At 62.0% G+C, this 19,640-nt stretch carries 16 protein-coding genes; 8 read left to right on the top strand and 8 right to left on the bottom strand.

Annotation, left to right across the window (positions count from 1 at the left end; translation table 11 throughout):
- The first annotated feature begins 518 nt into the window (after positions 1–518).
- The 4 genes from AC1DZT_RS19495 (at position 519) to AC1DZT_RS19480 (ending at position 4,137) form a co-directional block, all read left to right on the top strand.
- Positions 519–1,346 carry a protein NO VEIN domain-containing protein gene (locus tag AC1DZT_RS19495; protein ID WP_478008311.1) on the top strand — a complete coding sequence of 276 codons (828 nt, stop codon included), beginning with the start codon at positions 519–521 and terminating at the stop codon, positions 1,344–1,346.
- Positions 1,343–2,389, top strand: a complete 1,047-nt coding sequence (locus AC1DZT_RS19490) for a hypothetical protein (protein WP_478008310.1) — start codon at positions 1,343–1,345, stop codon at positions 2,387–2,389. Before AC1DZT_RS19495 ends, AC1DZT_RS19490 begins: the two co-directional genes overlap by 4 nt.
- Positions 2,390–2,561: 172 nt before the next feature.
- Positions 2,562–2,810 carry a helix-turn-helix domain-containing protein gene (locus AC1DZT_RS19485; RefSeq protein WP_478008309.1) on the top strand — a complete coding sequence of 83 codons (249 nt, stop codon included), beginning with the start codon at positions 2,562–2,564 and terminating at the stop codon, positions 2,808–2,810.
- A gap of 1 nt (position 2,811) precedes the next feature.
- A complete protein-coding gene (locus AC1DZT_RS19480) occupies positions 2,812–4,137 on the top strand; it encodes a HipA domain-containing protein (RefSeq protein WP_478008308.1) in 1,326 nt (441 codons plus the stop codon).
- A gap of 131 nt (positions 4,138–4,268) precedes the next feature.
- On the opposite strand, the gene AC1DZT_RS19475 is transcribed toward AC1DZT_RS19480, so the two are convergent.
- The gene (locus AC1DZT_RS19475; RefSeq protein ID WP_478008307.1) at positions 4,269–4,592 is read right to left on the bottom strand and encodes a DUF736 domain-containing protein; all 324 of its coding nucleotides are present in this window, start codon (positions 4,590–4,592) and stop codon (positions 4,269–4,271) included.
- 762 nt (positions 4,593–5,354) lie between these two features.
- On the opposite strand from AC1DZT_RS19475, the gene AC1DZT_RS19470 reads away from it, so the two are divergent.
- A complete protein-coding gene (locus AC1DZT_RS19470) occupies positions 5,355–5,516 on the top strand; it encodes a hypothetical protein (RefSeq protein WP_478008306.1) in 162 nt (53 codons plus the stop codon).
- A gap of 63 nt (positions 5,517–5,579) precedes the next feature.
- On the opposite strand, the gene AC1DZT_RS19465 is transcribed toward AC1DZT_RS19470, so the two are convergent.
- From AC1DZT_RS19465 to AC1DZT_RS19445, 5 genes are all read right to left on the bottom strand, one after another.
- Positions 5,580–7,718: a ParB/RepB/Spo0J family partition protein gene (locus AC1DZT_RS19465; protein ID WP_478008305.1), complete on the bottom strand. Its 2,139-nt coding sequence runs from the start codon at positions 7,716–7,718 to the stop codon at positions 5,580–5,582.
- Positions 7,719–7,817: 99 nt separating this feature from the next.
- Entirely contained in the window at positions 7,818–8,318 is a 501-nt protein-coding gene (locus tag AC1DZT_RS19460) for a JAB domain-containing protein (RefSeq protein WP_478008304.1), read from the bottom strand.
- 135 nt (positions 8,319–8,453) lie between these two features.
- Positions 8,454–9,644, bottom strand: a complete 1,191-nt coding sequence (locus tag AC1DZT_RS19455) for a DUF932 domain-containing protein (RefSeq protein ID WP_478008357.1) — start codon at positions 9,642–9,644, stop codon at positions 8,454–8,456.
- Positions 9,645–9,797: 153 nt separating this feature from the next.
- The gene (locus tag AC1DZT_RS19450; protein ID WP_478008303.1) at positions 9,798–11,000 is read right to left on the bottom strand and encodes a Fic family protein; all 1,203 of its coding nucleotides are present in this window, start codon (positions 10,998–11,000) and stop codon (positions 9,798–9,800) included.
- 160 nt (positions 11,001–11,160) lie between these two features.
- The gene (locus AC1DZT_RS19445; protein WP_478008302.1) at positions 11,161–13,425 is read right to left on the bottom strand and encodes a hypothetical protein; all 2,265 of its coding nucleotides are present in this window, start codon (positions 13,423–13,425) and stop codon (positions 11,161–11,163) included.
- A gap of 508 nt (positions 13,426–13,933) precedes the next feature.
- Between AC1DZT_RS19445 and AC1DZT_RS19440 the strand changes: the two genes are divergently transcribed.
- A complete protein-coding gene (locus AC1DZT_RS19440; protein WP_478008301.1) occupies positions 13,934–14,911 on the top strand; it encodes a hypothetical protein in 978 nt (325 codons plus the stop codon).
- A 391-nt stretch (positions 14,912–15,302) separates the two neighbouring features.
- A complete protein-coding gene (locus AC1DZT_RS19435) occupies positions 15,303–15,926 on the top strand; it encodes a sulfotransferase family protein (RefSeq protein WP_478008300.1) in 624 nt (207 codons plus the stop codon).
- A gap of 334 nt (positions 15,927–16,260) precedes the next feature.
- On the opposite strand, the gene AC1DZT_RS19430 is transcribed toward AC1DZT_RS19435, so the two are convergent.
- Both AC1DZT_RS19430 and AC1DZT_RS19425 read right to left on the bottom strand, forming a co-directional pair.
- A complete protein-coding gene (locus AC1DZT_RS19430) occupies positions 16,261–17,265 on the bottom strand; it encodes a substrate-binding domain-containing protein (protein WP_478008299.1) in 1,005 nt (334 codons plus the stop codon).
- A complete protein-coding gene (locus AC1DZT_RS19425) occupies positions 17,262–18,617 on the bottom strand; it encodes an ROK family transcriptional regulator (RefSeq protein WP_478008298.1) in 1,356 nt (451 codons plus the stop codon). The genes AC1DZT_RS19430 and AC1DZT_RS19425 overlap by 4 nt, the downstream gene beginning before the upstream one ends.
- A gap of 207 nt (positions 18,618–18,824) precedes the next feature.
- On the opposite strand from AC1DZT_RS19425, the gene AC1DZT_RS19420 reads away from it, so the two are divergent.
- A complete protein-coding gene (locus AC1DZT_RS19420; RefSeq protein WP_478008297.1) occupies positions 18,825–19,637 on the top strand; it encodes a sugar phosphate isomerase/epimerase family protein in 813 nt (270 codons plus the stop codon).
- Positions 19,638–19,640 lie beyond the last annotated feature (3 nt).

Below are 19,640 nucleotides of genomic sequence, written 5' to 3'. Positions count from 1 at the left end.
CTGGAACAGACAATCCACGGAGATCAAGGCGATCTTGAAGGCCCGTTAGGAGGGACCGGACAGGCACCACTGGTGATGAACTACCTCTGGCCACCGGTCAGGCCAGCTTGCGCTTCCCCTGCTGCCTCGCGGCTCCCGCCACTCCACTCGGTTCAGGTCTGCCAGCGTGGTGGAAGCTAAAGGACAAACATCGAACTTAGTACGTGACCAGGCAGAGAAACAGGCCCATCCGGGCTGACGATGCCTGAGTCAGTCTGTAACTGTTTGACGAAAGGACGGTGCGGCCAATGCCCCTGTCCCAAACCCCAATTCTCACCGCTTCGAAGATCGCTTTGCAAAGGCCCTTCGAAACGATTTGGAGGCGATGCTGGTCCAAATCGCAAGATACGATCGGTGCACCGTTATACGGCCTGTCTAGGCTCCCATTGATCAAATGTCTTGCTGGGCCAGACCGGAAACCAACGCAATCCAACGGGTTTCAGGATGACAGCCAAGCGCAGCCCGATTAGCCTCGCCCCATGAGCGCAGACGACTGGACCGATCTTGAAAACGATGCCTGCGTTGCGAGTTACTTCGCGATGCTCGGGCAGGAATTGGCAGGCGACGCTTACAACAAGGCAGCGCAGAACCAGCTTTTGCAGGAACAGACTGGCCGCAGCCGGGGTTCAATCGAATTCAAGCTCTGCAACATCTCAGCCGCGTTCCGTGGGTTTGGCCTGCCCGCGATCAAGGGCTATCGGCCACGCTTTAACTTCCAAATGGCGCTGGCATTGGCCGTGTCACGTTGGCTGGCCGGACACCCAGAGTGGGAGCCGTCGTTGATTGGGGCTCAATCCCGCGCCATGGCTGAAGCCGCACCCCTATTCATTGGGACCGCCCCTACTCTTCGCAATTTGCCGCCACCCGAACTCGACCAGATGCGAGCAGTTGCCCGCCGCTTCGACGTTGCCGCTCGCGATGAGCGCAATCGCACCCTGGGTCGCGCCGGAGAAGAGCGAGTCTTTCATCATGAGCGCCACACTTTGCGTCAACACGGCCGGGACGATCTGGCGCGTCGTGTCCGCTGGATTTCGCGCGAGGATGGCGATGGAGCAGGCTATGACATCGCCAGCTTCAGCCATGACGGGCGTGACCGTCTGATCGAGGTCAAAACAACAAACGGCTGGGATCGCACTCCGTTCCACATTTCGCGCAACGAACTGGCCGTGGCAGAGGAGCGCCGTGAAGATTGGATTCTCTTCCGTCTGTACGATTTCGCGCGGGCCCCGCAGGCATTTGAACTGCGACCGCCACTCGATGCCCATGTTTCTCTGACCGCCACACAGTTTCAGGCGAGCTTCCAATGATCGGAAATCGCAGACTCCGTCGCACCATCGGCATCGACTATTCAGGGGCAGAAACCGCCGAGGCCAGCCTGAAAGGGCTGCGCGTCTATCAGACCTTGGGCGATAGCGCCGCCGAAGAGGTATTGCCGCCCGCCGGCCCCAAGAAATACTGGACAAGGCACAGCCTCGCCGATTGGCTGATCGAAACCTTGGATGGATCGGTGCCGACAGTTGTCGGCATTGATCACGGCTTTTCATTCCCCATACGCTACTTCGAGCGGCATGGCCTTGAGCCCGATTGGCCGAATTTCCTCGAGGATTTCTGTGCGCACTGGCCGACAGATGGCAAGCACACTTATGTCGATTTCGTGCGCGACGGGTCAGTTGGAAATGGCGCGGCGCGGCAAGGGGAGAGGCATTGGCGGCGGCTGACCGAGGAGGCTGCCGGATCGGCAAAGTCAGTTTTCCATTTCGACGTTCAGGGAACGGTCGCCAAATCAACCCATGCCGGCATCCCATGGCTGCGCAAAATTCGACAGGCTCGCCCGCAAATCCATTTCTGGCCCTTTGATGGTTGGGAACCTGCTCAAGACGCCTCAGTGATCCTCGAGGCCTATCCGAGGCTGTGGAGCAGCCTCTACGGCAGCGAGGCTAGAACGCAGGACCAACACGATGCCTATGCAATCGCGCGCTGGCTTCAGGAGGCTTCTCTCAGCGGTGAAATCAAACAGGCGTTTGCGCCGCCCCAGCCGGAAAGTATTGCGATGACAGCTCAGGTCGAAGGCTGGATTCTCGGAACCACTTGGCCCCCGACTGACAAGCCCCGCTCCCGCCCAAAGAGTGAAAGCCCTCGCAGATCCTCAACCACGGCAACTGGTTACGTGAACCGCAATAGTCAGGAAGTGCTGTCCCGCACCGCACAGCCTGGCACTGACCACAACCAGATTGTCTACATCCTGCAATGTCACCACTGCGGGGCGCGGTACGGTGCGAACGGTTCAGACGTTTTTCAACGCCGTTGCCCGGAATGCGGCGATGGAAGGCCTGGAATCCCAACGGGTTGACGCTTTATCTGTCCGGCTCGGCTTAACCGCGTTCTAGTTCCTCTTGCGCCCGGCTGAGCCTTACGCATCGCCCTTGAACGATATTTTCAAATTATAGCTTAACTGGGATATCACGAAAAAATCGTCTTTTGGCTATATTGACGAAATATCGCTGATAGACTATCAGTTTGCTATGGAGAAGCCCCTAACTCATTCAATACGTAGCCTCCGGCAGGCGGCAGCAGCCCTTCGCGCCCGCAGGCGTGCACAGGGGATGACCCAGAAGCAACTCGCCGAAACGACGGGCACTGCCCAATCGACCATCTCGGATATAGAGACCGGTGTCGTTTCGGTCAGCCTCGACGTCTATCTGCGCCTTCTCGAAGCCCTCGGTGCTGAGTTGACCGTGACCGGCCGCATGCCTGATCGGGATACGAACTGACATGACACGCTTGGCACGCAGGCGGGCCGGCATCCGGCGTAGCAAGACGGCAGTCTGGTATGAGCGGACACGGGTTGGCACGCTGATCAGGGCCACTGATGGCGGCGTTGCCTTTTCCTATGATCCAGCCTGGCTGGCCTCGGACTTGGCTTTCCCTGTCGCCAGTGTGCTGCCGCTGACCCAAGCGGACTGGAAAGGCGATCCTGTGATTGCCGCTTTCGACAACCTGCTGCCCGATGCCGAAGGAGAGTTGCGCGAAAAGATCGCGGCGCGAGTCGGCGCCGAAGGCAAAGATGTCTTCTCCCTTCTGTCTGCGCTTGGGCGGGACTGTGTGGGGGCGCTGCAATTCTTGCCCTTGGAGGAAGAACCCGCGGCCCAAGATATGGATTATCGCCAGATTTCCGAAGAGGAGATGGTCGCCGATCTTAAGAACCTTGCCGCCGCACCCTTGGCACTCGGGGATGACGAGGATTTCCGGATCTCCATCGCCGGGGCACAGGAAAAAACCGCCTACCTTCGCATTGGCGACCATTGGGCGAAACCACGCGGCATCACTCCCACAAGCCACATCTTCAAAACCCCGATGGGCATCTTGCCTGGTCCCGACGAAATTGACATGAGCGATAGCGTCGCGAACGAGCTGTTCTGCATGACTCTGGCCGGTGAGATCGGCTTGCCAGTTGCTACGGTCAGGAAAATCGTCCTGCCCGGACAGGTCGCACTCGCGGTCGAACGCTTCGACCGAGTCTGGGATCACGATTCCCTAAAGCGCTTGCCACAGGAAGACATCTGCCAATCGCTGGGTTTCCCCTCGGCCCGGAAATACCAAAAGGCAGGTGGGCCCGGCATTGGTCAAATCATGGAACTCCTAAGAGAATCCGACGAGCCTATCCGGGATCGAGAAACCTTCTTCCGCGCCCAGATCTTCTACTTCCTGATAGGCGCCTCTGACGGCCATGCCAAGAATTTCAGTCTGCAACTGCGGCGCCGCGGCCGCTTCCGTCTCGCTCCGCTCTACGACATCCTGAGTGTAGCACCTGTCGTTTATGCGGGACGCCTTCAGCGCAAACGCTACCGGCTCGCCATGTCGATCGACGGCCATTACGGCATTGACGAAATCATTCCCCGCCACTTTGAGGCAGAGGGCAAAGCCAGTGGGCTTCCCAGGAACCGTGCGCTGGAGCTTCTCTCGGACGTGGCTGACGGCCTCGGTCCGGCGCTGGAACGGACAAAACTCTGCCTAGGTGATCAAGTACCGGGCAGCGTCAGCGATCCGATCATCACGGATTCAATTCAGCGCGCGGACCAGGTCCGAAAGGTCCTGTAAGGCGTCGCCAAGCGACTTTTGCCACTTGCGATGTTTCGTTGAATCTCGGGTTTTCAACAGGTGTTGAAAATCTTGTTCGGGTTGAAGCCTTCGGCCCCGGTCTTTCGACCGGGGCCTTTGCTTGTGCACGATCAGTCGCCGCGGCGGGAGTTGGGGCGGGACCAGATGAGGCTGTAGCCATCGCCGTCTTCGTCATCGAAGAGGTTGGCGTAGATGGGCGCGGCGAAGCTCGGATCGTCCAGCTTCAGGCCCAGGTATTCGCGGCCCTCGTTCGATTTCTTCGTCCAGGCGGCGCCGATCTCGGCGCGGCCGACCAGAACCCGGTGGGAGGGTGCGTTCTCGCCCGAGGCCCGCAGATCGGGGACGAGGCGCACACCCTTGGCCTGCAGGCTGAGGGTGAAGATTTCGCCGGTGTATTCGGTGCCGGTCTTCTTGAAGGTGCCGATGGTCGCCATGTTCTTTCTCCGTTTTGCTGTTTCGGGCCCGCGTCCTTGCGGCCTCGATGGCGATCGACAGCCCGGAGGCGACCGCTGGCGCACCCCGTTCACGGGGCCTGACAGCACAGGAGGAACTTTCTTGTCCCGCGAGGAATGACGGTGCCCGCACCGACAGGGGAAGAAAGTTGTGACGACGCTGTTGCGCCGAAGCGGTCGAGGCGAAGACGTTCTTCGGGCAGATCAGCCCATCACCAGAGGCCGTTGCACGCGGGCTGGGACAGACAATCCACGGAGATCAAGGCGACCCTGAAGGCACGGAAGGTATGACAGGACAGGCACCACCGGCGATGTGAAACGCCTCTGGCGGCCAGTCTGGCCAGCCTGCGCCTTTCCCTGCCCTGCTGCCTCGCGGAAACCGCCGCTCCACTTGGTTCAGGTCTGTCAGCGTGATGGCAGGTAAAGGACGAGATTCGAACGAGCGCTGCGGCCGGGCCAAAATGCTGGTCGAACCAAGCTTAGACGCCATCCCAACCCACGCAACTCGACAATGATCTGACGGTGAGGCCTTTTCCCTCACGCCCCCCCATTTCCTGCCGCCTCATTGATCGCTTGGCAAAGGTCCGTCGAAACTCGGGGACAGAGTGGCAGCACCAGCGCTTGAACAAAGCACGAACGGGCAGTATGCCGATTCAGCATGTTGTGAAGTGAGGCTCGAATGACACCATATCGTGATTGGGATCAGGATTCTGGCTTCCGGGCCTACGAGCTTGGCCCACGCATATGGATGTCGCGTTTAAGGACGGAGCGATCTACCGATACACCTCGATATCGGCAGGGCAGGCCAATATCGACCGCATGATCGTGCTGGCGCGCGCGGGAGATGGGCTGAACGAATTCATCAACCGAGCCGTGAAAAAGCGCTATTCCGAGCGACTTGCCTGAACACACCGCCTCTCCATCCGCCCGCATGAAAAAACGGGGCGACCGAAGCCGCCCCGTTCAAGGTCATTCAGCTGCGATTAGGTGCTGGCGCTCCTCTTCGTCGTCGGAAGCGACCTCGTCGTCTTCGGTCAGGAAGGCGGGAAGTTCGACCGCGGCATCCTCAGGTGCGGCATCATTGCCAAGGTCGGGATCGTCTTGGCGCAGCGGCTCGGGCAGCCAGCCGGAACCGTCGAGGAGCCGTTCCGCCTCGCGTGCCATGTCGCCCTTCTTCAGGTGCGCGATCAGTTCGACGGCTTGGGCCCCTGCCCCTTCGCGCACGGCCTCCAGGATGCGGCTCTTGGTGACGTGGCCAAGGTAGTTGGCCACCGTCGGCTTCCAGCCTGCTTCGACCAGATCCAGCTGGGTCGTGCGAGCGAGACGATCCGCCTCACGCAGACGGCGGTCGAGGCCTTTCTGGCTGATCCCAGTGCCACTGTAAGGGTTCGGGCGCTCATAGAGGGCATTCACCCCGAAGCTGAGGCAGTGGGCCAGCAGCGCCTGGCGGCTGGCCTCGTCCAGTGCGTGGAGCCAGTCCCAGAGGACATCGTCCCCCTGCCCCAGCGGCATGTCTGCCTTCCAACCTGCGCGCCGAGTGTCGATGTTCTGCGCAGGAAAGCTGTCGGCCAGATCGGCGGATTGCACGGGCAGGTGTATATCCCGCACCGTCGCTTCAAGCGCTGAACCGGAGGCGCGGGAGACGAAGCAATCCACGACCAGCTTGTGCAGGAGTGCGGTCATCGCGATGCGCGGGTTATTCGCCACCGCATCCCGCAGCGCCAGCGTGCGGTGCGCCGTCAGTTCGATGACGAGCCGTTCGGGCAGCGGCTTGATCGCATCACCCTCGTCCTCGTCATCCTCCTGCACCCGATTCTCGCCCGCCATGTTGATCACTGCCGTGCGGTTGGCGCCGTGTTCGGCTTCCATCGGGGCGTCACCCTCCGCAGCCTCGCTGGACGGCTGACCCGCCGGCGCTGCCCGCTGCTCATCCTCCTGTCGTACGAAGCCACGTTCGACCAGCAGGCTGCCATCGCTGTCGATACTGACGAAGGCCCCTGCCCTGCCGACTTGTTCGGGATCGAAAGCCATCGGGCGGCTGTCGAAGGCGCCAAGCATGCGCTCGATTTCGCCAAGCCGCTGATCGACGTCCTCGGACAGGTCGTCGGCCTCAGCATATTCGGCTTCCTGCCGGTCGAATTCGTCCCGCAGCGCCTCCCGCGTGGCCCGCTCCTCTTCAGTCAGATCGACCGTGGTGCCCAGAACCTCGCGCAGGTCGATCGTGTGGCCATAGGGGAAGCCGGCAGCGACCTCGACCCACTTCCAGCCCTCGGCGGCAATGGTCTCGGCCTCCGCCTTCAGCTTCTCGCCCACCAGTCGCTCCAGCAGCACGGGATCTTGCAGCCAGCCCCCGTCATCCTCCTGGAAAAGGTCGCGCAGGACGTAGCCACCGGCCGCTTCATAGGTCTCAAGCCCGAGGAACCGCGCGCGCTTGTCGGAGGCCCGCACGGCGGTCTCGGTGAGCATACGGCGGATCTGATAGGGTTCCTTCGACCAGGAGTTCTTGACCGCCTCCCAGACCTGCACTTGGCGCGCATGATCGCCCGAGATGGTGAAGGCCATCAGCTGTTCCAGAGTCATGCCATCTTCGGCGTAGATCTCCAGAAGCTCAGACGCGACCGTGACCAAACGCAGGCGCTGCTTGACCACCTTCACATCGACGAAGAAAGCCGCCGCGATGGCTTCCTCCGTCATGCCTTTTTCGCGCATCGCTTGGAAGGCGCGGAACTGATCCAGCGGGTGCAGCGGTGCACGTTCGATGTTCTCGGCCAGCGAGACCTCGTCGATCAGGACGGAATCATCGGCCGCGCTGACAATGCAGGGCACCGGTGCCGATCTGGCCAGGCGTTTCTGCTTCACCAGTAGTTCCAGCGCCCGGTAGCGGCGGCCGCCGGCGGGCACTTCAAACTTGCCGGTCTCCGACCCATCCTCGCCGATCACCGGGCGAACGTGCAGACTCTGGATCAGGCCCCGGCGAGAGATGGACTCGGCCAGTTCATCAACCGAGATCCCGGCCTTCACACGCCGGACGTTGGACTGGCTCAGGACCAGATTGTGGAAGGCGATGTCCCGCGACGAGGCGAGGGTGATTTTCTTCATGTTGGTCATCGGACCAATCTCCGCGACAGGCGCCGAGAGCCTCTCTCTCGGTCTCCCACCTGTCGAAAACCCCCTGCCCTTCTCTTTCTCTCTCGCCACGTCAGGGCATCAGAGATGGCCTAACCCGCGAAGACTGGCCTCCCGGCCCGCGCCCACGATGATGTGGTCATGCAGGGTCAATCCAAGTACGCCACAGGCCTTCTCCACCTCCTTCGTCATCGCAATGTCCGCCTCCGATGGCTCTGGGTCGCCGGACGGATGGTTGTGGACCAGGATCAGCGCCGAAGCATTGAGGTCCAGGGCGCGTCGAACGACTTCACGCGGAAAGACGGGGACGTGATCAACCGTGCCGACGCCAAGCCGCTCATCAGAAATCATCCGGTTCTTGCGGTCGAGATAGAGGACGTGAAACCGCTCGACCTCGCCGCAGACTGACAGGGCGCAATAGTCGATCACCGCCTGCCATGACGTCAGGACGGGATTGCGGTTGATGTGACGTGACAGGATTTCGCGTGCGGCGAAGACGGTGGCCTGCTCCTGCGCGGTCACCTCGCAGCTGCCGGAGCGCCGCGAGGCGAAAGGCGTGGCTAGTTCGGAAAATAGGGACATCTGGGTCTCATGAGTTGAACCGGCCACTACCGACCTGCAGCAGCCCGCTGCCGGGGCGGAGTAGGCCGGGAAGGGGAAAGGGAAAGGAACTGGTGCGGGCAGCGGACCACCGGGCCCCCTGCCCTGCCGCAGATGTCAGCTGACGCGGTCGAGGAGTTTCTTGGCCCGCCCTTCCATGTCGAGGCGCGCATCTTGCTGGGTCTTGTCGCGCGCCAATCGCGTAATCCCTTGAACAAAATCAAAAATCGATTCCGGGGGACGACCCTCTTCCATCAGAACCTTCTCGATGATCTTGCCGGATTCCGCTTTCGAGAAGCCGCGCTTCCGTAGAAACTCATCCCGATCCTCATCGGTCCGCGCCACGATCTGCTGCCGCGCTGCCTTGATGCCGTTGACAAAGCCCTGCGCCGACGAATTGGCGAAGCGGGTCAGCGCCGGTGCCGCCTCGTGGGCAAAGCGGGAGGCGGCGTATTTCGAGTGGCGGATGGTGATCTCCTGGAAGTCCTCGACGCCCCAGAGATTTCGATTCCGGCACACCGCACGGAGATAAAAGCTAGCGATTCCAAGGGTTTTCGCGCCGACCTCAGAATTCCAGCAGTAGAATCCCCGAAAATAGAGGTCCGGCGAACCATCAGCCAACCGGCCGGCCTCGATCGGGTTGTGGTCATCGACCAGGAACAGGAAGACATCCCGATCCGATGCATAGAGCGTCGTCGTGTCGCGGCTGATCTCGACATCGGGGTTGTAGACCCCGGTCGACCAGTCGAGGACGCCCGGCACCTTCCAGCGCGTGTCACCGGTGCCATTGCCTGCGATGCGCTGCACCGCCTCGACGAGTTCATGGTCATGGATGCGCCCATAGTCAGGTCCAGTCACCGCGCGCAGTTCGGTGCGACCATCCTCGGTCTCGAAGGTTTTCACCTGCTCAGCGCGGTGGTTGCTCAGGCCGTACTGAAGGTTGATACCCGCGAGCGGCGCAGGCAGTTGCCGCAGGTAAGAGGCCGGTGCGCCGACAATGCTGGCCAGCTGGCCAAAGGCCCAATGCGTCGGCACCACGGGCTCTTTGGCTTTGGGCAGCACCAGATGCAGTCGATCAGCGCTGTCACGCGAAGCCTCAACCCGGATCTCCGCTGTTTCAACCACCCGGGATCGGCTCCGCTCCGAACGGCCCTTCACCGAGGCCCAGAGATCGTCGAGCGACAGATAGCGCTCGTCATCCGGTCGGTTGTACCATTCGGACGACACCCGCCCGTTCCGCTCGCCCCGGCTCACATCCACCTTGTAGCCGCGCGACTTCACCGGCCGCACGGGGTCCAGAATTTGCATAGTGTTCACGAAAGTCTCTCCGCGACGGGCGCCGGAAGCCTCTCTCCCGGCCTTGGCCCGTCATCAGACCCTCAGCCTGCCTCGAACTCTTCTCTGCTCGCCGCAGAACCGGTGCTGAACCACTATGGCCGGTTCCCCGTCACGGCCGGGCCTTCAGGCCAGGTCGAACAGGCGCGGAAACAGCACATCGTGGGTTTTGCTGGGAAAGCGCAGCATCAAGGCGCCGCGGAGAGTCTCGGACCCGACCACGCCATCGTCCAGGAGGGATTTCATTGTGGCCCGTCCGGTTCGCGGGGCCACTCCCAGCAGGGCCGCAACGTCACCACGGTCGACCTCACCACGCAGGAGGATAATGCGCAGCAACTCCCCTGCCCTCTCGCCCAGGCCAGACAGCGAAGCGTAACGGGCCAGCCGCTCGCCCAGTCGGTCGAAGTCGAACATGCCCGCCATGAAGGTGACCTGATCCTCGCAAACCGCGAGGAACCACATGGTAAAGCTAACCAGCGCTGCCAACGACAAGTTCCCGCGCCCATCACGATCGCCCTGACGGACACGGTCGGCGAGTTGCATCATCTCACGGTATTCATCGCGGCCCGGGAGACCATCTTTCAGGCCACGTGCCAAGCCACGGGATACCGACCAAAGCCCGCCTGCCCCGATCCCAGCGTGATGAGCCATCGCATGCGACATCAAGCGGCTGACGCGGCCATTGCCGTCATAGAACGGGTGAATGAAGTTGAAGCGATGGTGCGCTGTGGCCACGGCCAGTGTGCGCGTGACCTGACCATGCAGCCAATCCAGCCGAAAGCGCGTGTGTAAATGCGCCATGAATGCGGGCACAGCTTCATGAGGTGGCGGAACATGGGCACCGACCTCCACGTCGCCCTGCCGCCATTCCCCGGGAAAGATCCGGACCACCTGGCCCCCATGACGCAGGGTCAGCATCTCTTCGGTGGCACCTTCATAGAAGGCTTGGTGAAGCCATTTGATGAACGACGGATCGCTCGGATCTGGGAGAGTGCCCTCGACTGCCCGGCGGTCGATCTCTTCCTGCAGGCGGACATGCGCCGCATGTTCTTGCTGCAGTGCCCGGCGTCCTGGATCGGCGTCAAAGTCGCCGGCCAGTGCGCGTTCGATGTCGCGCGGACGGGTGTTGTTGCCCTCGATCCGGTTGGAGTAGTAGCTGTTCATGATCCGCACCATCGCGGCAAGGTCGGACAAGGTTCGGGCGGGCAAATTGCGACCCAAACCGCGGGCTGACTGGATCAGCCGGTTTGCCGTCTCGACCAGGTCAAGCGGGATGCCATCTTCGAGCCGGGCAGGCTCGATCCGCGATGGGGACACGATGTACTTCAAGCGGGCTCCAGCATGCCACTACTAATGAGAAGCAACATATTCTGTTTCATTGGCAAAATCTACAGAAATTCGGCTTTCTGCCACTAGCGCATGCCACTAGGATTTGCCGCTCTGGGCTGTGGACCGGGAGACTTCCGGATCCACAGTTCTTCTTAATTGATCAGGCAGCTTCCCAGACCTGGTTCAGAATCCGTGCCGCGATCTCGGATTTGTCCTGCGGCAGAAACCGGCCGTAATGCTGTGCGACCATGTCTGGCGTATCCTGAATGGCATAACTCGCCTGCTCGTAGGACCCGGTGCGCTTCAGGATGTGGGTTGCCAGAACATCGCGCACATTATGCGGCCCGTGCGGCAGAAGGCCTTCGATGGCTCCGCGCTTGGTCCAGGGGTTGTAGATGCCGTAGCGCTGGATCGCCGTCCGCCATGCCTCATAGAACGTGTTCTGGCAGTAAGCCGCGTTGGTGCTCGTCATCTTCGCCGTCTTGACGAAGAACGTGCCTGGGTCGGCCGCCTCGCCGATCAGACGGGCGCGTTGGCGTTCGATCCAAGCCGCGATCAATTCGTAGAGCCGCCCGAGGTCCGGGAGGGTCAGGCGAAATGGCTTGGAACCGAAGAACGAGGAATTGGCATTCTTGAAGGCGACCGACGGGATCAGGATTTCCCACCCTTGGTCGCGGCTGCTCCAGCGCAACTCGCCACGCTTCAGGTCCTCCAGCTTACGCTCCGAGGTCAGCAAGGTCCCGGGCCGGCACAGCATCAGTTCGCGCTGGTTCTTCTGGCGCAGTCCCGTGTGAAGACCGATGCGCAGCATCAGGAATGCCCGAACAGCTTCTGCCGCTGCGCGTGCGTTGTGCCGCTCATCTGGCATCCGCTGCAGGATCTCTTCAGTGATCTTGCGATACTCGCCGACAGGGCTTGGCGCTTCGAGCACCGGCAGGATGGGCTCGAAGGGGTCTCGATGCACGCGGGCAACACGGTCGATCTCCTTGATCCGCCGACGGGCGTGTTTGTACATGCGGTCGCAGGCGGCGGGCCAATCCGACTGCACAGCGCTGATGTCAGCCTCGGTAATCAGGCCCTCGATAGGACGAAGGCTGCTCCCCATGCGGGGCGACTGGCGCAGCCAACCGGTCTCTTCTCGACAAATCGCAGCGGCAATCGAGAGCAAGTCGATTTCCCATTTGGTGTAGAAGCCCCGCCGGCGCTCCCGCCAGTGAAGGTACCAATCCCAGACGTACGGGAAGATCATCATAGCGAAGGTCAAGAGTTTCGGATCGACGCCGAGGCCCTGCACTTCGCTCTCTGGTGGCGCGACAAACGCCCCGAACCACAGCCCGAAATGCTCAACCTTCTGGGACGCGGTCTCCGCGCCCCAGACCCCATTCCGCTGCATGCCGAAGGCGGCAAAGGTCGATGTCTTGAAACTAAGGAGTTCGACCATCTCGTCATTCAATCGTTTGGGCGCAATGATGATGCCCGACTCTTCCGGCGGTCGCGCGGGAGAAGACTTGCGAACCGGCCCCGAGGCACAGCTGAAGCGAACAGCATATCGCTGACGAATGGCAGCCGCCTGATACCTGCGGTAATCCGTTGACCCACTGATGATCACCGTGCGGACCCAGTTCAGGATTTCCGCCTTCTCCTGACTTGGCCGTCGGTTAAAATCTTCGGGGAGGTGCCACGCCAAACGTCGCCGCTCAGACGGCGAGATGTCGTCCAGATCAAAGTCGCCTGGCGCTCGATCAGGGGTACCAGACAGGCCCAGAAAGTAGCCCGCCGGCAGCCGATAACGCCGCTCGATCCGCCCCAAGATTTCGAGGCTGATCGCGGCGCGCGGGACCTTCTTACCGCGCCCCCAACTGATCAGTGTGCTGCGATTGACGCCGTCCTCGGGTCGCACCACCGCGTTGTAAAGGTGGTAGATGGTTTCGCCATGACGGCGGGCGTGCAGCTGAAGGGCTTCGCCAAAGGTCGCAGGATCCTGCCAGGTCTCGTCGAGTGGCTCGGGAAATTCAATGATCGCCCTCGGCCGTACGCCTGGCTTCTTGCGAACCTTCTCGGTGCTGATCGTTCGAAGGCCGGTGGGGTTCATATAAGGCCCGCTGGACATGGAGCGTGTTGATCGGCCTCCGGCGCGGGCCGGACGCAAGGTCACATTTGAAACCTCGCGTGCCACGGCGTCGAAGATAGGCTGCAGCATTGCCCGGTGGGCACGCAGGCGATCGACATCGATGTCCAGCATGGCGGACAACGATTGCAGGTCGAGCCCACTGCCGCGGTAAGGCGGGTATTCGTTTCGCTCGAGCAGGTCGACCAAGCAGTTATAGAGCAAGCGCAACTCACCTTCGGTGAAGATCGACGTGAGCCGAGCCTTGCAGAATTCTGCGATCTTGCGCGGTGTGACTGCAGAAGATGTTGATTTCATTTTCCATCCTTCGATTTCTGGGGCGACCCAGCTATCGAAAGCAATCGCAGATTGGCAGGACCAATGTGGTCGGGTGTTTGAACATACATCGGCAACCGTGGACGCCCCACCTAGGTTTTTTTAGCAACGGATCGACGGCAAGCGGTGATCGACGAATTCGAATTTGGTGGGCGGCACGTCGATGCCCTGTCCTTTGGAACACTCCCGTCGAGGAAGCATGGGGCTCATGCTTCAGGAGCCGTATGTCCAGCATCCGCACACTAACGCAGCCCGGCTGCCGCCGGAATGGTCCAAGCAGGCGAGACGGGGATGGGAACTATGGTGCCCTGCCCCAGTGCTGACGGGCAGGTTCATCGGCGAAAAGTGCGACCCATAAAGGCACTGCCCACTTTCGCGGCAAAGGCCCTTTCGGCGCACTTGCAGCCCGGGGGACACTTCAGGACGAATGCCATTGCACGCGCGCAACCAATTGCATAGCAGGTCACCCTCTATGAAGGAGACCTGTTCCATGGCCATGCACGCGACTTTGGAAGCGGAATTGTTCGCCGTCCTTGTCGAGCTTCTGGGCGACCAGAAGCTCGAACGGAATGTGCTGCGCGTCCTGGTGGGCGCAAGGGGTTATGAACTCGGCCGCCCCTATCTGCACCTGTGCCAGCAGGGCCTGATCGAAGAGAGCCGGGTCCGGCCGGGGTTTTTCGCTCGCCTCTTCGGCGCGCGCGAAACACTCTGGGTGCGGGTTACGGATTATGGGCGCAAGATCGCCGCAGAGGTGGCAGCGCCGGTCCGGGCCGAAGTCGTTCCGGTCGCCGAGGAAATCTCGCCCCCGCCCAACCAGGCGGACCCGGCGCGGCCCGAAGCCGTCGATGTCGCGGCTCCGGATCCACTGCCACTGAACTCCCCCGAAGCCGCCAGTCCTGACCTGCCGCCTGACGCCGATGCCGTCGCGGCCCAGATCCTGCCGCCTGCCCCGCCCAAAAGGCCGCGCCGCTTCATGCTCTCGGACTTCACCGAGACCCTGGGAGGCATGCCGCTCGACGCCGGGTTTCAGGTTCCGGCCTCCGACCGACTCGATGGCCTGACCGAGTCGCTGGGCCTTCTCGGGTTCGAACTGACCGATGCGGGCAGGCTCCTGGCGATCGGCCGCTGGGCGCAAGGCCAGAGCGACGCGCAAGTGGCGCTGGAGATCGTCACGACCGCGCTCGCCCATGCCCTGCGGCTGGATGCGACGGGCACTACGGAGCTCGACCCCGAGGCGACGGCCGGTCTGGTGGGCCGTGTGAATGAGGCCTTCGCTGCCTATGTATACGAGGGCCTCCTGGACGCCGAAAGCCTGACCGAAGCTGCTGGCCGGATGGAAAGTTTTCTGGGTGAGACGGTCGCGACCTCAGGCGTGGACGAATACCTTTCAGACCCGCAACGCGGCATGGCTCCGACAGCGGTTTGCCCGGACGACATCTATCGTCGCGCCGAGGTCGAGGAAGACTGACCGAGGGCGCCACTGTGACCTCAAGCACGCACCGAGTTGGCGGCTTCGGCGGTTTGGTGGCTGCTCGGCCAAGTTTTCGAGCGAACTTATCCATCCTATGGTCGTATGAAGCGCGCACGGACCTAGTCACCAGGTTTGGCCGGGAAAGCAGGCCGTGATCGGGCTTCGCAGCAACTTTCGCTTTGAGAGATGGCGGGGTTCCATGAATCTCTGTGCGCTCGGAATTCATTCTTTCCTTATCCCCATCCCGGGAGCGCCGACAGCGTGATCGGACTTGCCAATGACCGGTCCCGGCGCAATTCTTACTCCGAAGCGGTCGTCAGAGGGCGGATGTCAGAACTGAATCTGCGCATCCTGCCAGTGTCGACGCAGTGTTCGGAGGGAGGCGAGAATGACCTTGAGGGTGGTCGGCGCTGGACTGGGACGGACCGGGACAACATCGCTGAAGACGGCTCTGGAATTGCTGCTCGAAGCTCCATGCTATCACATGGACGAGGTCTACAGTCATCCCGAGCATGTCGAGGTGTGGCGATCGGCTCTCCGGGGCGAGCCAGCCGACTTGAAGGCTGTCATGGAAGGTTACGCCGCCACCGTCGACTGGCCAGGTGGTGCTTTCTGGCGGGAATTGAGTGCGCTGTTTCCCGATGCGCTCGTTGTCCTGACGGTTCGCGACTCAGCCGAAGCCTGGTGGCGAAGCGCCAACGCAACAATTTTCGAAAAGAACCGCCAGCCAGTGTCGCCCACGGATCCGCTGGCGGTATCGTCCGGCATGATCTCTGAAATGATGTCGTTACGTTTTTCGCCGGACTGCAGCGACCGAGAAACCGTGATAGCTGCCTACGAACGTCATAACGCCTCGGTTCGCAAGGGCGTTGCCCCTGGCCGTTTCCTGGAGTGGAAGCCTGACGACGGATGGGAGCCCCTGTGCGCGGCCTTGGGGCTTCCGGTTCCCGAGACGGCATTCCCCCACAAGAATTCGGCCAGAGAGTTTCGCGGGACCTTCGGACTGGATTAGCGACGGCACCCTGTCTTCAATCAGGGATCGTGCCGCCAGTCGATGTTCCAAGGCGCATCCGGACATTCGATTCACCCGGTTCGAATGTCTAACCGAGGCCGAACGCATCGATGACGCCCTGGATCGTCACAAGGGGCGGATGCCTGCCATTCGCAAGGAACTGATTATGCGCGCCGTATTTGATGAAAGCTGCCGTTCAGCGACGACGATTTACGCTTCAGCAAGCGCTGGCCAAGGACGAGAAGCGGCTCGAGCCGATTGAAACGCGAACCTGAACTGTAGCGAGGCTCTCAAACAGAAACGACCTAATCATCCAGGGCCCACGCGAGCGAGTTCAGCGGATCAGGCCCACGGCTTGCAAGACCGACTGTGGCGCCGGCTTGCGCCAGACGCGTTGGTAACTTTCCACGACATTGCTGCGCGTCACGGCGATGCCGGGCAAGGCGATCCAGGCCGGGGTTGGCCGGCCGAGCAGCGTCAGGATCGTGGTCTGCGCTGCGGCGACCCCCTGCAAATAAGGTTGTTGCGCCGCAATCACCGAAAAGGGTGCGCCCTGCGCAAGGCCGATCGCAACCTCCTCGCCCAAATCTACGGTGGCGATGGGAATAGGCCGGGACTTGCCCCGCAGAACCTCGGCGGCTTTCAGCGCGGGCGTGTCCCAGACCACAAAAAGCCCTGCCAGATCTGGATATGCTGCCAGCATCGCCTGGGTGCGGCGGGTGGCTTCGTCGATCCGGCCGAAGGCGTCTTGTCGGATGGTCACGTCGGGGCGATGGGCCCGCATCCATTTGGCAAAGGCCACTTCACGCTCATTGGTTGCGAAGAAATCCGCCGCATAGCCAAGAAGCCCGACTTCGGCGCCTTGCGGCAGACGTCGCGACAGACCTTCGGCCGCGATCTTGCCAAGGCCGAAATTGTCGGCGGAGACCAGCGTTCCGTAATGCTGTCCCGGCAGCAGTCCGGTGGGGACATTGTCCAGCAGGACCAGCTTGATGCCGGCATCAGCGAGGCGCGCGTGGGCGAAGGCCACTTCTTCATTCGCCACTGGCAACGAGATGATGGCATCCGGCTTTTGCGACAGCAGCCTGTCCAGCGCCTCGACCTGCGCCAAGGGCGAGAAAGCGCAGTCGATGACATGGGTCACCGCCGTGCCGCAATCGCCAAATCTTCCGACCATTCCAGACAGTTGCTGGCTTGCCCAGTCGCTGTCGAGCGTGTGCATCACGACTGCCACGCGAAAGCCGCGCGCCTTGGCGGCAGCGCGGTCCTCTGGCAGCAGGGTCACGCGTTCAGGCGGGGCGGCGCGCTCGCCATGGGGGCCGAGGCCGGAGATGGTCATGGCGCACCTTTTCTTGGGGGCGGGACAGAGACTGGCGGTGGCGGGGTGATGTCGAGGCCAGCACGAAAGGCAACAAAGCCGGGATGCTGAAGGGGACTGCCCTGCATCACCCAATCTTTCAGGAAACCGGGCGCAAACAGCAATTCAGCACCCACGCGTGCCGCACCCACCAGACCGGCAGACGATCCCATCTGGCTGCGGATAATGCGCAGATCCCGGGTCACAAGGGGGTGGCTGGCACCATAGACAGCCTCGCGCACCGCCGCCAGGATGATGTCATTGGTCTGCACGATCGAACCGGACAGGATGATCACCTCGGGATTGAGGGTATTGGTCAACGTCGCGACCACCTGACCGATCAGACGTCCCGACGTGGTCAGGATCTCGGTGCAGGCCTCGTCGCCCATCTGGGCCGCTTGGGCGACGTCGATCGCCGTGATCTCGCCGCCCCGGTGGACGTGGTCCGCGAGGAGGGGGCTGCGGCCTGTTTCTGCGGCCAATCGTCCTTCGCGCAGGATCATGTCCGATCCGGCCATGGCGTCCAGCGTGCCCGAGCGGTCGCCAGAATGCACCGGGATTGCCCCGATCAGTCCGGTGGCCCCCAGCGCGCCGCGATAAAGCCGCCCCTGCGAGACGATGCCCGCCCCGATCCGCCGCCCAACCTTGACGAACAGCATCGAGGACACACCTTTTCCGGCCCCGGCATGAAGTTCGCCCATCGTCATCATATCGACCGAGGACCTCATCCAGATCGGTGCGCCAAAGCTGCGGGTCAGCATCTCGACCAGAGGAAAGCCTTCCCATGCGGGCAGGGCCGGGGGCGTTCTGGTCAGGAAGTCGCCCTCGGTGCCGGGCACGGTGCCGGGCACGGACAGCGAGATGCCCCAGAGCCCGGCGGGAGAGGTCTGACGTTCCAGCGACCAGCGCAGCAGCGTCGTCAACCGTTCAGCCAAGGCCGGCGGTGGGGCGGTCAGTTCGAATTCTTCGTGGTGTTCGGTCAGAAGGTTGCCGGCCAGATCGGCCACGCCCACACCCAAGGCAGTCTGGTCCAGCGTGGCCACCAGCACCCGGCCCCGCCGCGCCGCCAGCCGAACAAGTCGCGGCGCACGCCCCCCGGTGGCGGGGCCGGTCTCGCTTTCGTCGATCAGGCCCAGATCCGCCAGCATGGTCAGCCGGTCCGCCACAACGGCACGACCGAGTTCACTTTTGCGCTCCAGTTCCTGGCGAGTCGCCGGATCTTCGGCGCGAATCAGGTTCAGAAGTTCGACCAGCGAGGGTGCCGCCGTTTCGGCCACCCGAGGTCGCCCCTTGCCACGTGCGGCGGCGGTCGTCGCTGTCAGGTCTTGCGGCATCGCCTCTCCGATCCTCTCTTTTGTTAGATAAATCGGGGCCTTCGTCTGATCAAGCGAATACTTCTGCATTTTTTCCGCAAAAGATGGTATAGTTAAGTGGTAAATACATTGACCCGACATGATTCCAGGCATAAGAAGTTGCCCAACGGCTTGAGGAGGTCGACGCGCCAAGGCTTCGAGAGGCCTGCGCGTTCAGGGGAGGGGATCATGACGGACTGGAAACTGGCGTATCACGCCAATTGTTGGGGCCTGCTGGGGGGCGATGCAGTGGGCGTCACTTCGATCACGCAGCTGGCCTATCGCACCTTTGGTCAGATGGACCGCGCATTTGCCGAAATTGCGGCGGCGGGCTATGAGGGGGTAGAGGTGTTTGACGGCAACCTGCTGGACAACTCCGCCGCTGATTTTCGCGCCCTGTTGGCCAATTCCGGTCTGCAACTTGTGGCGGCCTATGCGGGCGGCAATTTCATCTTCGACGACATCCTGCCCGAGGAGTTGGCCCGCGTGACCCGTGCCGCCGACAGGGCTGCCGAACTCGGCGCGCCTCATCTGGTGGTTGGCGGCGGGGCCAAGCGGTTCGACGGCATCCGTGAGGCGGACTATCACAAGCTGGCCGCAGCCTTGGACCGCGTGAAGGATCTGGCTGAGGCGCGTGGTCTGCGGGCGCATTACCACCCGCATCTGTCCACCATTGTTGAAGGCCCGGCCAGCGTGGCCAAAATCTTCGACCTAACGGCCATCGACTTCGTCCCCGACACGGCGCATCTTGCGGCTGCCGGCGGCGATCCGGCGCAACTGATCCGCGATCACGCGGCCCGGATTTCCTATGTCCACCTGAAGGGCTTCCAACGCGAACCCTTTGCCTTCACGCCGCTGGATCGTGGCGATGTGCCGACCCTGCCCATCCTGCAAGCCCTGCGCGATGTGGGCTTTGATGGCTGGGTTTGCACCGAACTCGATGCTTGGACCGACCCTGCCGAAGGGGCGCGGCTCAGCATGGACTACCTGAAAACACACTGAAAA

It is taken from the genome of Rhodobacter sp. P1_C2, assembly GCF_056406375.1.
This window is presented reverse-complemented; position numbering and strand designations above follow the sequence as displayed.

Bases quoted from the DNA above. Each gene is read 5' to 3' on its own strand.
- AC1DZT_RS19430 (WP_478008299.1), bottom strand. From the start codon at position 17,265: ATGACCATCTCCGGCCTCGGCCCCCATGGCGAGCGCGCCGCCCCGCCT.
- AC1DZT_RS19440 (WP_478008301.1), top strand. From the start codon at position 13,934: ATGGCCATGCACGCGACTTTGGAAGCGGAATTGTTCGCCGTCCTTGTC.
- AC1DZT_RS19495 (WP_478008311.1), top strand. From the start codon at position 519: ATGAGCGCAGACGACTGGACCGATCTTGAAAACGATGCCTGCGTTGCG.
- AC1DZT_RS19425 (WP_478008298.1), bottom strand. From the start codon at position 18,617: ATGCCGCAAGACCTGACAGCGACGACCGCCGCCGCACGTGGCAAGGGG.
- AC1DZT_RS19475 (WP_478008307.1), bottom strand. From the start codon at position 4,592: ATGGCGACCATCGGCACCTTCAAGAAGACCGGCACCGAATACACCGGC.
- AC1DZT_RS19445 (WP_478008302.1), bottom strand. From the start codon at position 13,425: ATGAAATCAACATCTTCTGCAGTCACACCGCGCAAGATCGCAGAATTC.
- AC1DZT_RS19485 (WP_478008309.1), top strand. From the start codon at position 2,562: ATGGAGAAGCCCCTAACTCATTCAATACGTAGCCTCCGGCAGGCGGCA.
- AC1DZT_RS19480 (WP_478008308.1), top strand. From the start codon at position 2,812: ATGACACGCTTGGCACGCAGGCGGGCCGGCATCCGGCGTAGCAAGACG.
- AC1DZT_RS19470 (WP_478008306.1), top strand. From the start codon at position 5,355: ATGGATGTCGCGTTTAAGGACGGAGCGATCTACCGATACACCTCGATA.
- AC1DZT_RS19490 (WP_478008310.1), top strand. From the start codon at position 1,343: ATGATCGGAAATCGCAGACTCCGTCGCACCATCGGCATCGACTATTCA.
- AC1DZT_RS19420 (WP_478008297.1), top strand. From the start codon at position 18,825: ATGACGGACTGGAAACTGGCGTATCACGCCAATTGTTGGGGCCTGCTG.
- AC1DZT_RS19460 (WP_478008304.1), bottom strand. From the start codon at position 8,318: ATGTCCCTATTTTCCGAACTAGCCACGCCTTTCGCCTCGCGGCGCTCC.
- AC1DZT_RS19455 (WP_478008357.1), bottom strand. From the start codon at position 9,644: ATGCAAATTCTGGACCCCGTGCGGCCGGTGAAGTCGCGCGGCTACAAG.
- AC1DZT_RS19465 (WP_478008305.1), bottom strand. From the start codon at position 7,718: ATGACCAACATGAAGAAAATCACCCTCGCCTCGTCGCGGGACATCGCC.
- AC1DZT_RS19435 (WP_478008300.1), top strand. From the start codon at position 15,303: ATGACCTTGAGGGTGGTCGGCGCTGGACTGGGACGGACCGGGACAACA.